At 60.4% G+C, this 675-nt stretch carries 1 protein-coding gene; it reads right to left on the reverse strand.

What is annotated here, in order from left to right:
• Positions 1-675: Mu transposase domain-containing protein (locus ACXAJT_RS27605; RefSeq protein WP_475242232.1), on the reverse strand; the 675-nt coding region annotated here is incomplete at its 5' end.

The raw sequence follows: 675 nt of genomic DNA on the forward strand, positions 1-675 counted from the left end.
TCATGCCCCACCTCCTGCCAGCAGGCTCATGTAGGATGCGGCGGAGGTGGTAGCGATGTTGGTTCTGGGCAGGAAGGGATAAACATCCAGATCCAGCCTCGGAGGCCTTTGCTCGACCCTGCACAAGATCAGATGCTTGATTGCATCGAAGCTGACCGCTCCCATTCGCAGGGCATCTTTGACGGCAAGATGCAGCACGTCAATCTCGAAGCGCTCCAGAAGGCGCAGGACCTGCACATACTCGCGCTTGCCGGCCTTTCCCTGCCGGGCTTCCAGCAGTCGGCGCAGGGTTTTGAACGCTTCGGGCAACTCCCAGCCCTGCAGAGGCGCGGCCTGATCGAAGGACATGATCTTGCGTTCGATCAGTGCCAGGTAATGCAGTGGATCAAACACCATGTCGCCGGTGTCATAGGAGCGCGAATGCTCGGCGATCACCTCGGCGCCGCAGCCGATGACAACCCGGGTCACGAAGCCCTTGATCCAGACCGCACGGTGGCCGTAGGCAACCGGCACCGAGTCATCATTGCCGCGATAACGCACCACGGATGTCGATGTGACCTGGCCACTTTGCAACTCACAGGCTTCAAAGGGGGTGTCGGGCAAATCCCGCATCGCTGCGAGATCGGCCTTCAGCCGTTCCCCGATGCTGACCTTGTGGCCACGCAGAACATCACC

Source organism: Salipiger sp. ABF4_146, from assembly GCF_056161345.1.